The organism is Labrys sp. (in: a-proteobacteria) (assembly GCF_047605565.1).
GTDB classification, from domain to species: Bacteria; Pseudomonadota; Alphaproteobacteria; order Rhizobiales; family Labraceae; genus Labrys; species Labrys neptuniae.
In genome coordinates this window covers 94,310-105,435 of sequence record NZ_JASGFM010000009.1, presented here as the reverse complement: position 1 = coordinate 105,435, position 11,126 = coordinate 94,310, and the positions used below count along the sequence as shown (strand labels likewise).

The following is an 11,126-nucleotide window of genomic DNA, read 5'->3' as shown; positions in this document are numbered from 1 at the left end:
CTCTTCTTCAAAAAAATCTTTGTCTTCGGGAATAAAACGCCGATTGCCGCGATCTGGATCGGCATGGGCTGCCGGCAGCCCCTTCCGTATCCGGAGCGCGAGATGACCCATTCCGACGAACCTCCTTCACCGGATGAGAACGGTGCCGGCCGTCGCTGGCGTAAGAGTCTTGTGGAGATGTCCGCGGTCCCCCGTTACTATCGCCCTGCCCTCGCGCGGCTCGTCCTGCAATTGGCCCTGCTGTCCCTGCCCGCCCTGATCGGGGCTCGGTGCCCGTTTGAAGTCATCGCCGACAACTTCGCCTTCGCGCAGCCCCGGGATTTCAGCTATTCCTGTTCTCGGCCCATGCCTTCTCAGTCCACGCCGATCACCGGCAAGGTCGCGATGCGGTGGGCTGCGCATTGATCGAACTCGGGCTGGGACGGGAAGGACGAGCGGCCATGACGGCCCATGCCGGCACGAATCCCGACATTCCCTGGCTGCTGCCGGCGATCCGGCGGCTGGCCGCGTGGTGGCATGGCGTCTGGACCATGGCCGCAAACGGGCAGCCTTCCGCCAGGACGGCAGGGAACGCCGACGCGCTCGCCCGGTTCCAGGCCGTGATGCTGCCGCATCTCGACGCGGCGCATAATCTGGCGCGTTATCTCTGCCGCGATGCCGACACGGCAGAGGACATCGTGCAGGAGGCTTTCCTGCGCGCCTTTCGCGGCTTTGCAGACTATCGGGGCGGCAGCGCGCGCGCCTGGCTCCTGACCATCGTGCGCAATTGCCATCGCTCCTGGTGGCAGGTACGCCAGCGCAGCGTCCGCACAGAGCCGCTCGACGCCGGTGAAGGCGAGGAGGAGAGGACCGACCTGCCGCATGAGGAGGCGAGTCCCGAAACCGCCTTGCTGCAGCAGGCCGAAGCAAGCGAGATCCGCGCGGTTCTCGACCGCCTGCCCGAAGCCTTCCGCGAAGTCCTGGTCCTCAGGGAAATGGAGGAGCTTTCCTATCGGGAGATCGCCGAAACGATTGCGGCCCCCATGGGCACGGTGATGTCGCGGCTCGCCCGCGCACGCACCCTGTTCGCTGCTGCCTGGAAGAACCGGCAGGCAACGCCGGGAGGAGAGGCATGAGCATGGCCGAGACACCGCACCAGGACTGGGACCGGCTGCTGCAGCTCTATGCCGATGGCGAACTCGACGCTGCCAATGCCCTGCGGGTGGAGGACCATCTCGCCGGTTGCCCCGATTGCAAGGCGCGGCTGGCCGAAATCGAGGCGATCCGTGCGATCATTACCCAGGACGGCGTGCGCTGGCCGGCCTCAGCAGCCTTGCATGGCCGGGTGGCGGCGGCCCTGCGCCGCGAAGCCGGCGCTTCCCGGGCTTCCACCCTCGCTGGCCTCGACTGGCGCCTGCTCGTCGACCGTTTCACGCGCTGGAGCCTGCTGCCTTCGCTGGCCGTCCTGGCGGCTTGTGTGCTGTTCGTGACGATGCGCCCCGAACCAGGTCCCTCGCTGGAGGACGAGCTGATTTCCAGCCATGTCCACTCCCTGCTCGCCAATCACCTGACCGACGTCGCTACCTCCGACCAGCACACCGTCAAGCCCTGGTTCAACGGCAAGATCGACTTCTCGCCGCCGGTGGTGGACCTCAAGGCGCGCGGCTTTCCGCTGGTCGGCGGGCGTGTGGACTATCTCAAGGGACGCGTCGTCGCCACGCTGATCTATCGGCGCAGCGGCCATGTCATCAATCTCTTCATCTGGCCTGCCGCGGGCGCCTCTGCCCCAGTCGGGGAGCGCGATGGCTATACGCTCCTGAACTGGACCCAGGCAGGGCTGAATTTCTGGGCTGTCTCCGACTTGAACGAGCCGGAACTGAAGCAATTCCAGCAGGATTTCGCCGAAGCGACACCGAAATGACGCCGGTATTTCGGCCCATCGAAGCCAATTGCCTCACACCTCGCATTGCCGGGCTCGTCCCGGCAATGCGACGTGTGCTTCGGGATCGCGTAAATGCCGGCATGCCCGGCTCAAGCCCGGGCATGCCGAGAACCAGTCACCACTACCCCACCGCCCGGCGGTAGAGGTGCCAGGTCGCGTGGCCGAGCACCGGCATGGCCACGATCAAGCCGAGCAATGCGGGGAGCGAGCCGAGCACCAGGGCGCAAGCGACGATGAAGCCCCAGGCCAGCATCGGGCCGGGATTGGCGCGCACCACATCCACCGAAGTCCTGACGGCGGTGCCGATCCTCACCTTGCGGTCGAGCAGCATCGGGAACGACACCACGCTGATCGCCAGCACCACCAGGGCGAACAGGAAGCCGGCTCCGACGCCGAGCACGATCATCGCCCAGCCGGCAGGCGTGGTGAAGACATCCGAGACGAAGGCGGAGACCGAGACCGGCAGGGCCGGGCCAAGCGTATAGCGATAGATCAGGGCGGCGACGCCGAGCCAGAGCGCGAAGATCACCGCCAGGATCAGGCTGAGCCCGAGAATGGCACCGAAATTGGGCGAGCGCGCCACGTCGAGCGTATGGGCCCAGGTGGCCTCGAGGCCCTGCTCGCGGCGGCGGCTCATTTCATAGAGGCCGATCGCGGCAACCGGTCCGACGAGCGCGAAGCCCGATACCAGCGGGAAGAGCATCGGCAGCATGCCGTTGCCGAAGGCGAACTGGGCCAGGACCAGGCCGGCGAGCGGATAGATCAAGCCGATGAAGATGACGTCGGTGCGATAGGCGCCGAAATCCTGGAAGCCCTTGGCCAGGACCTCGCGCAGATCGGCAAAACCGATCTGGCGGACGATGGGCGTCGAGGTTTCGAACTGGGCAGCGGGGCGATGCAGGGTGGTGCCGAGGGCGCCCACGCCATTGGCGGCACCGCGGACGGCATCGATACCCCATTCGACGGGATTTCTGATCGTCATGGTCCTACTCCCGAAAGGAATGAAGGCCGCGACCGAAGTGGAACGCCGGCGGGGTGCCGACGCCGAAACAGCCACGACGAGCGCGACCTGTAGATCCGCGACAATACGCCTCATGCGCGCGGATGTCAGCCGTCTATCTCGTCTCGATCCAGTCACTTGCGCGTGTGCTTGCCGCCCGTCCGGCCATCGGCAAGAGTGTTCTTTTGGGAGCGCTGCGGATTCGCCAATGATCACACTTCTCGCGCTATCCGGCAGCCTCCGCCTCGGCTCTTCGAATACGGTGCTGCTCGAAGCCGCCGCCTTGCTGGCGCCGGCCGGCATGCGCATTGCGGCCTATGACGGCATCGGCTCGCTGCCGCATTTCAATCCGGACCTCGATGGCGACAATCCGCCTCGAAGCGTCATGGCGCTGCGCCATCTGGTCGGCGCCGCCGACGGGCTGATCATTTCCTGCCCCGAATATGCCCGCGGCATTCCCGGTTCCTTCAAGAACGCCCTGGACTGGCTGGTCGGCAGCTCCGAATTCCCCGGCAAGCCCGTCGCCTTGTTCAACGCCTCGCCGCGCGCCAGTGACGCGCAGGCAGCCCTGCGCCTGGTGCTGACCACGATGTCGGCGCGCATCGTCGAGGAGGCCTCGATCACCCTGCCCTTGCTGGCGACGCGGATGGATGCCGCCGGCATGGCCGGAAATGTCGAAATTGCCGCTTCGGTCACCGCGGCACTGGCGGCCTTCGCGCGAGCCATCGAGACCTTCGCACAGGCAGAGCCGGGAGGCTCGGGCTAGATCAAAATGGCTTTTCTTCGAATCGCCATTTCGATCTAACTCTTTGTTTTAACGCATTTTCTTAATCGAAAAGTCTATCAACTTTTCTGGAAAACGCTTTAACTCGCCCGCACCAGCCTGCGGACATCCGCCTCGAGCTGACGGGTCAGAGTCTTGCGATCGGTGGCGGCATCGCAGGCCAGGGCATCGCCCCAGCTCACCACGGCATCGATTGGCGGGCCGGAGAGAATGCCGACGAGATGCGGTGCCAGATCCATGTCGCCGATCCAGGCGACTTCCTTCATGGCGCCGCGGCCGATCGGCAGCCCGCCGCGCTTGGCATAGCGCAGGGCGAGCGGCTGGACATAGGCCGCCGCCTCGCCGCCATCCAGCGCCTCGCGCGCGGCCCCCACCAAGGCGGAACGGAAGGGCAGGACGTGCACGCCGTCTCCAGTGGTGCCTTCGCCGAACAGCACCATGGCATCCCCGGCCTTCAGCCGGGCCCCGATGGCGGCAGTGGCATGGCCGGTCTTGTGGCGGCGTTCGCGCTCGATGAAGACCGAGCGCTGCAGCCGGGCGAACAGGCCGATCACCGGCCAGCCGCGCACCTCGCTCTTGGCGATGAAGGACAAGGGCGCCAGGGCGCCCAGCACCACGATGTCGAGCCAGGAGACATGGTTGGCGACGATCAGCAGCGGCCGCTGCCGGGCCTGGGTGCCGTTGACGGCAACCCGGACGCCGATGATGGCGAGCACGCTGCGATGAAAGAACACCGGCAGGCGGCGGGCCAGCGCCCAGTCGCGCCTCACCGCCAGCCATTGCAGCGGGATCAGGGGCATGGCCAGCAGGGCGACGGCGGCAATACGGCAGATCGCCTTGAGGCGCATGGGAGAAGCATCCGGAAAAATCGGAGCCTTCATAAGCGAAAGAGCGGCCGGAGGGCAAATGAGGCCTTTCCGGGTGCGCGGACGTCCCGTCCGCTTTTCCTTACATTAAGGTGCAGTGCTCCGAAGAGCGGACGGGACGTCCGCGCACCCGGGGGTTACTCCGCCGCGGTCATCAGGCCGGGCTTCTTCTCGGCGGCGATGGCGGGCTCGCCCGGCGCGGGCGGCCTGACGTCGTGCTGCTCGGGCTCGGGCAGGACGTCGTCGGTGCGCGCCGGCAGGTCCTCCGGCTTGCGTGCGAACCAGCTGGCGACACGGTCGAGGGAGAGATAGACCACCGGCGTGATGTAGAGGGTGAGCAGCTGCGAGACGATCAGGCCGCCCACCACGGTGACGCCGAGCGGCCGGCGCAGCTCGGCGCCGGCGCCATGGCCGAGGGCGATCGGCAGCGCGCCGAGAATGGCGGCGAGCGAGGTCATCATGATCGGGCGGAAACGCAGCACCGCCGCCTCGACGATGGCCTCCTTGGCCGGCAGGCCGGCGGCCCGGCGCTGCACGGCGAAATCCACCATCATGATGGCGTTCTTCTTGACGATGCCGATCAGCATGATCAGGCCGATCATGGCGATGATGGAGAGGTCCATCGAGAACAGCTGCAGCGTCAGCAGGGCGCCGATACCGGCCGTCGGCAGGCCCGACAGGATGGTGATCGGGTGGATGAAGCTCTCATAGAGAATGCCGAGCAGGATATAGACCACCAGCACCGCGGCGAAGAGCAGCAGCGGCATGCTGGCGAGCGAATCCTGGAACTGCTGGGCGGTACCCTGGAACTGGGTGGCGATCGTCTTGGGAATGTCGAGCTCCGCCGTCGCCTGCTGGATGGCGTCCACCGCCTGGCTGAGTGCGACGCCGGGCTGGAGGTTGAAGGAGATCGTCACCGAGGGCAGCTGGCCGATATGGGAGAGCGAGACCGCCGACGGCTTCTGCTCGATGCGCGCCACGCTGTCGAGCGGGATCAGCACCCCCGAGCTCGAGCGGACATTGAGCTTGCGCATCAGGTCCTGGGGCGAGCTATAGGCCTGGCTCGCCTCCAGGATCACTTCATAGGTATTTTCCGGCGCATAAATGGTCGAGACCTGGCTGGTGCCATAGGCCGAGTAGAGCGCAGAGCGGATCTGGTCGACGGTGACACCGAGCTTGGCGGCATTGTCGCGATCGATCGAGACGACGGCATCGCGCGCCTTGATCTGCAGGTCGGAATTGACGCCGGTGATACCCGGAATCTGGGCCATGCGGGCTTGCAGCTTCTGGGCATTGGCGCGCAGTTCGTCGACGTCGGGCGACATCAGGGCGTATTGATACTGGCTGCGCGAACGGGTGGCGCCGATATTGATCGACTGCACCGCCTGGAAATAGGTGTTGATGCCAGGCACCTTCGCCGCTTCCTGGGCGAGGCGCTTGATCACCACGTCGATCGGATCCGTGCGGGCCGGCTTGTCGCGCAGCTGAATGTTCATGCTGCCGGAGCTGATCTGGCTGGTCGCCCCGCCGCCGATGCTCGACAGGATGGCGACGACATCGGGATCCTTGCGCAATTCGGTGACGACGGCCTGCTGGCGCGCCATCATCGCCTCGAAGGAAACGTCGTCGGGTCCCACGGTCGAGACGGAAACGAAGCCCATATCCTCCTGCGGGAAGAAGCCCTTGGGGATATTGACGAAGAGGATCGCGGTCACGACGAAGGTCGCCGCCGTGACGGTGAGCATGAAGCCGGGCGAATTAACGGCCCAGCGCACCGTGAGGGCATAGCCCCTGGTCAGCCAGTTGAAACCGGCTTCGAACAGCCGCAGCAGCAGCCCCGGGCGCTTTTCCTCGGAATGCTCCTTGATCAGGCGCGAGCACAGCATCGGCGTCAGCGTCAGCGAAACCACGCCGGAGATCAGGATGGCGATGGCCATCACATAGCCGAACTCGGAGAACATCCGCCCGATGATGCCGCCCATGAAGATCACCGGGATGAACACGGCGATCAGCGACAGCGTCATCGACAGAATGGTGAAGCCGACCTCGCGCGAGCCGATCAGGGCCGCCGCAAAGGGTTTCTGCCCCAGTTCGACATGGCGGACGATGTTCTCCAGCATGACGATGGCATCGTCGACCACGAAGCCGACGCACAGCGTCAAGGCGAGCAGCGAGATGTTGTCGATCGAAAAACCGAGCACATACATGCCCGCGAAGGTGCCGATCAGCGAGATCGGCAGGGCGATGGCCGGGATCAGCGTTGCCCGCGCGCTGCGCAGGAAGAAGTAGATCACGATCACGACCAGCAGGATCGACAGGCCCAGCGTGAACTCGACATCCTCCACTGCCGCGCGGATCGGCACGGAACGGTCCATCAGCGTGTCGAGACTGACGCCGACCGGCAGGCTTTCCCGGATCTTGGGCAGCGTGTTCTTGACCGCGTCGACCACGGCGACGGTATTGGCGTCGGGCTGGCGCTGGATGGCGATGATGATGCCGCGGGTGTCGTTGCGCCAAGCCGCGGTCTTGTCGTTCTCGACGCTGTCGATGGCGCGGGCAACATCCTGCAGCAGCACCGGGGCGCCGTTCTTGGAAGACACCACGATCGGCATGTAGCCCTTGGCATAGCGGATCGGACCGGTGGCATCGAGGATGAGGTTGCGGCCGTTATTGCTGGTCGAACCGACGGGCGTATTGGAATTGGCGGCGGCGACGGCCTTCTGCAGGTCGTCGAGGGTGAGGCCGCGCGCGGTGAGCTGGTCGAGATCGGCCTCCACCCGCACGGCATATTGCTGCGATCCCCAGATATTGACCTGGGCGACGCCCGGCAGCGTCGCCAGCAACGGCTGGATGTTGGACTGCGCGAAGCGGTCGATGTCGGATGTGCGCGCCTGGTCCGAGGTCAGCGCCATGAAGATCACCGGCTGGTCGGCCGGATTGACCTTCCTGAAGCTCGGCGGCGTGGTCATCTCGGTGGGCAGCTGGCGCTGCGCCGTGGCGATGGCGGCCTGCACGTCCAGCGCCGCACCGTCGACATTGCGATTGAGATCGAACTGCAGGACGATCTGCGTCGAGCCCAGATAGGAGGTCGACGACATCGTGGAGATGCCGGAAATCGCCGAGAACTGCTTCTCGAGAATGGCGGCCACCGAGGAAGCCATGGTTTCCGGGCTCGCGCCCGGCAGGGTGGCGGTCACCGAAATCGTCGGATAGTCGACGCGCGGCACGGCCGCCACCGGCAATTGCCGGTAGCCGAACCAGCCGGCCGCAATGAAGGAGACCATCAACAGGATGGTCATGACCGGGCGGCGGATGCACAATTCCGAAAGCAACGGCTTGTCTCCCGGCTTCAGCTTTTGGCACTGGTATTGGCGGCGGTGCTCTCCTTGGCCCCCGCATTGATGGCGACCGGCGCACCGTCGACCAGGCGCAAAACCCCGTCGACCACCACCTGTTCGCCGCTCTCGACGCCCTTGGTGATCACGGCATCGGCGCCGGCGACGCGCGCAACGGTCACGGACCGAAGCTCAGCCGTTTTACCATCTTTCACCACGAAGACGTAGCTTCCCTTTTGGCCGAGCTGGACGGCGGCATCGGGAACCACCACTTGCGGGCTGGCATTGGGCAGGACGACCTGCACGTTGACGAAGGCGCCGCCCCACAGGATTTCGTGCGGATTGGGGATGTCGGCCTTGACCATGATGGTGCCCGTGGCGGCATCGATGGCGTTCTCGACGAAGGACACCTGGCCGGTGAGCGTATTGCCGCCGGTGATGGCGTCGACGCGTACCGGTCCCTTCGCCATCGCCTCGCGCAGTTCGGCCAGGCGCGACTGCGGGATCGAGAAGGCCACCACGGCCGGGTCGAGTTGGTTCACGGTGGCGAGCGGCGCGGTGTCGGAGGTGCGCACCGTCGAGCCGGGCTTGACCGGGATCGAGCCGATGCGCCCGGGCACGGGTGCGCGGATCACGGTATAATCGAGCGTCACCTCGGCCGCTTCCAGCGAGGCCTGGTCTGCCTGAAGCTGCGCCTGCCCGACCTTGAGGGCGGTCGCGGCCGTATCGCGCGTGGTCGCCGCACCGGCATTGCGGGCGAGCAGGTCATTGGCGCGGGACAGGTCGATCTGGGCCTGGGCGATCTGGGCCTGGTCGCGCGCGATCTGGGCCTGGATCTGGGCGATCTGCGCCTTGATGGCGCGATCATCCAGGGTGAAAAGAATATCGTCCTGCTTGACCTCGGAACCCTCGGCGACACGGACGCTGGTGACCGCGGTGTTGTCGATCCGGGTGCGGATCTGGATGGAGGCATAGGGCGTAGCGGTGCCGACGGCATCGATCACCATCGGCATCTGCTTGGCGACCGCCTGGACGAGCACCACGGGCACCGGCGCGACGTTGCGCTGCGAAGACTTGCCTGCCCCGGCCGCCTGCGGCGCTTCGGGAGCATGCAGCGCATCGGAGAAGCCGGGAAGAGCGGCAATGAGAGTCTTGGAGGAAGGCACCGTCTGCACCAGCCACGGCACCAGTGTGGCACGCTGCCACCAGGCCAGGCCGACGACCAGCACGAGAACAAGCACGAAATTGAGAAGACGCTTCATCGAGCCGCCATCAGATCTTCATTAGGTCCGGGCAGGCGAGGCCTCCCCCTTTTTCACGACGATACCCCCCGCTGCCGATCATATACGGAAACGGGTGTTGCGATGTATCAATGCGTACAAATTGCAGCGAGTATGTGAACGCATTGTTTCTCATCCGGCACAACGAGCCTCCGCGCGCACACGTTTTCGTGTATAGGAACCGAAATTTCGTGATCACGGTTCAGGCTGGCTCGGGCCCGCAACCAATAGTCTACAAGATTGATAGAAAGATATTGACCATAGCAATCAGCTTGCCTAATCGTCGCGGCTGAAAGGCCGGGAACCGGGCATTCCCCAAAGGTTTCGGCTGTCATGAGGTGTGAAATGGGTAAGTTCTGGAACAGGGCCGGCATCGCCATGATGGCCGCCGGCCTGTCGACCATGCTGGTGGTCGCGGCGCAGGCCGAAACGCCACCCGGCCTGCTGGTGGTCGGCCAGTCGATCGACGATGCCGTCAGCTTCGACCCGGCCGAGGGCTTCGAATTGACGACGGTGCAGGCCTTCAATGCCCTTTACCAGCGCCTGGTGCAGTCGAACCGCCAGGACGGCACTCGCATCGAGCCGGCGCTCGCCACTTCCTGGGAAGCCGGCAGCGACGGCAAGAGCCTGGTCTTCACCCTGGCCAAGGACGCCAAATTCGCCTCGGGCAACCCCGTGCGTCCTGAGGACGTGATCTTCTCCTTCTCGCGGGCGGTGAAGCTCAACAAGGCGCCCTCTTTTATCCTGGGCGAACTCGGCTGGACCGCGGAGAATGTCGACAAGTCCGTGACGAAGGCCGATGACGGCAAGGTCAAGCTGAGCTGGCAGGCCGATGTCGGCCCGGCCTTCGTGCTCGCCATCCTGACCGCGCCGATCGCCTCCATCGCCGACGAAGCCACGGTCTCTCCCCAGGCCGCCAATGGCGATTTCGGCAATGGCTGGCTGAAGTCGCACTCGGCCGGCAGCGGCGCCTTCAAGATCAACACCTATACCGCTCATGAAGCGCTGGTACTGGATGCCAACCCGACCTCGCCGGGTGGCGCGCCCAAGCTGCAGGGTGTGATCCTGCGTAACGTGCCTGATGCGGCCGCCCGCCGTCTGCTGATCGAGCAGGGCGACATCGACATCGCCCGTGGCCTGGGCGCCGACCAGATCGATGCGCTCAAGAAGGAGGGCAAGCTCAACGTGCTCGCCATCCCCTCGGCCCGCTCGGACTATCTCCTGATCAACAGCAAGGCCAATGCCGCCCTCGGCAATCCCGCCTTCTGGGAGGCAGCCCGCTATCTCGTCGACTATGAGGGCATCGCCAAGAACCTGCTGCGTGGCCAGTCGCAGGTGCACCAGGCCTTCCTGCCCACCGGCTTCCCCGGCGCGCTGAACGACAATCCCTACAAGCTCGATGTCGAGAAGGCCAAGAAGATCCTGGCCGATGCCGGCATCGGCCCGACCAAGATCGCCTTCCCCGTCTTCAACGAAGAGCCCTATCTGCAGATCGCGCAGTCCCTGCAGCAGACTTTCGGCCAGGCCGGCCTCACGCTCGACATCCAGCCGGGTGTCGCCAGCGACATCTACAACAAGGGCCGCTCGGGCCAGTATGAATTCACGCTGCGCTACTGGATCCCCGACTATTTCGACCCGCATTCCAATGCCAGCGCCTTCGCGATCAACCGCGACAACAAGCACAACACCATCGCCAAGCAGGCGGGCTGGGTGATCCCGGAACTCAGCGACAAGACGGCCGCCGCCGTGAAAGAACAGGATCCGGCCAAGCGTGCCGCCCTCTATGAGGACCTGCAGCGCAAGCTCCAGAAGAGCTCACCCTATGTGCTGATGTTCCAGGGCAGCGACCAGGTGGTGCTCGGCAAGGCCGTCAAGGGCTATGCCCAGGGCCTCAACGCAGACCAGGTTTATTACGACCAGGTCGAGAAGTGACTTGATGT

At 65.1% G+C, this 11,126-nt stretch carries 9 protein-coding genes; 5 read left to right on the top strand and 4 right to left on the bottom strand.

Going from position 1 to position 11,126, the window contains the following annotated elements; all coding sequences use genetic code 11:
* Nucleotides 1-102: 102 nt before the first annotated feature.
* From QM672_RS11135 to QM672_RS11125, 3 genes are read left to right on the top strand one after another with little or no spacing between them, the layout of a single operon-like run.
* Nucleotides 103-405, top strand: a complete 303-nt coding sequence (locus QM672_RS11135; protein WP_415082578.1) for a hypothetical protein — start codon at nucleotides 103-105, stop codon at nucleotides 403-405.
* 35 nt (nucleotides 406-440) lie between these two features.
* Nucleotides 441-1,115 carry a sigma-70 family RNA polymerase sigma factor gene (locus QM672_RS11130; protein WP_415082576.1) on the top strand — a complete coding sequence of 225 codons (675 nt, stop codon included), beginning with the start codon at nucleotides 441-443 and terminating at the stop codon, nucleotides 1,113-1,115.
* On the top strand, nucleotides 1,112-1,900 hold the full coding sequence (locus QM672_RS11125; RefSeq protein ID WP_311937848.1) for an anti-sigma factor: 789 nt from the start codon (nucleotides 1,112-1,114) through the stop codon (nucleotides 1,898-1,900). Before QM672_RS11130 ends, QM672_RS11125 begins: the two co-directional genes overlap by 4 nt.
* Nucleotides 1,901-2,042: 142 nt before the next feature.
* On the opposite strand, the gene QM672_RS11120 is transcribed toward QM672_RS11125, so the two are convergent.
* Nucleotides 2,043-2,903: a DUF2189 domain-containing protein gene (locus QM672_RS11120; RefSeq protein ID WP_367623848.1), complete on the bottom strand. Its 861-nt coding sequence runs from the start codon at nucleotides 2,901-2,903 to the stop codon at nucleotides 2,043-2,045.
* A gap of 226 nt (nucleotides 2,904-3,129) precedes the next feature.
* Between QM672_RS11120 and QM672_RS11115 the strand changes: the two genes are divergently transcribed.
* Nucleotides 3,130-3,687 (top strand): NADPH-dependent FMN reductase, encoded by a 558-nt coding sequence (locus QM672_RS11115; protein WP_415082574.1) that lies wholly within the window; start codon nucleotides 3,130-3,132, stop codon nucleotides 3,685-3,687.
* A 98-nt stretch (nucleotides 3,688-3,785) separates the two neighbouring features.
* Here QM672_RS11115 and QM672_RS11110 read toward each other — a convergent pair whose 3' ends face one another.
* The 3 genes from QM672_RS11110 to QM672_RS11100 form a co-directional block, all read right to left on the bottom strand.
* Nucleotides 3,786-4,553 (bottom strand): lysophospholipid acyltransferase family protein, encoded by a 768-nt coding sequence (locus QM672_RS11110; RefSeq protein ID WP_415082572.1) that lies wholly within the window; start codon nucleotides 4,551-4,553, stop codon nucleotides 3,786-3,788.
* Between the two features lie 155 nt (nucleotides 4,554-4,708).
* On the bottom strand, nucleotides 4,709-7,903 hold the full coding sequence (locus QM672_RS11105) for an efflux RND transporter permease subunit (RefSeq protein ID WP_311937840.1): 3,195 nt from the start codon (nucleotides 7,901-7,903) through the stop codon (nucleotides 4,709-4,711).
* A gap of 17 nt (nucleotides 7,904-7,920) precedes the next feature.
* Nucleotides 7,921-9,168, bottom strand: coding sequence for an efflux RND transporter periplasmic adaptor subunit (locus QM672_RS11100; RefSeq protein WP_367623845.1), 1,248 nt, complete (start codon nucleotides 9,166-9,168; stop codon nucleotides 7,921-7,923).
* A 396-nt stretch (nucleotides 9,169-9,564) separates the two neighbouring features.
* Here QM672_RS11100 and QM672_RS11095 point away from each other — a divergent pair, with 396 nt between their 5' ends.
* Nucleotides 9,565-11,118, top strand: coding sequence for an ABC transporter substrate-binding protein (locus tag QM672_RS11095; protein ID WP_415082651.1), 1,554 nt, complete (start codon nucleotides 9,565-9,567; stop codon nucleotides 11,116-11,118).
* Nucleotides 11,119-11,126: the final 8 nt, after the last annotated feature.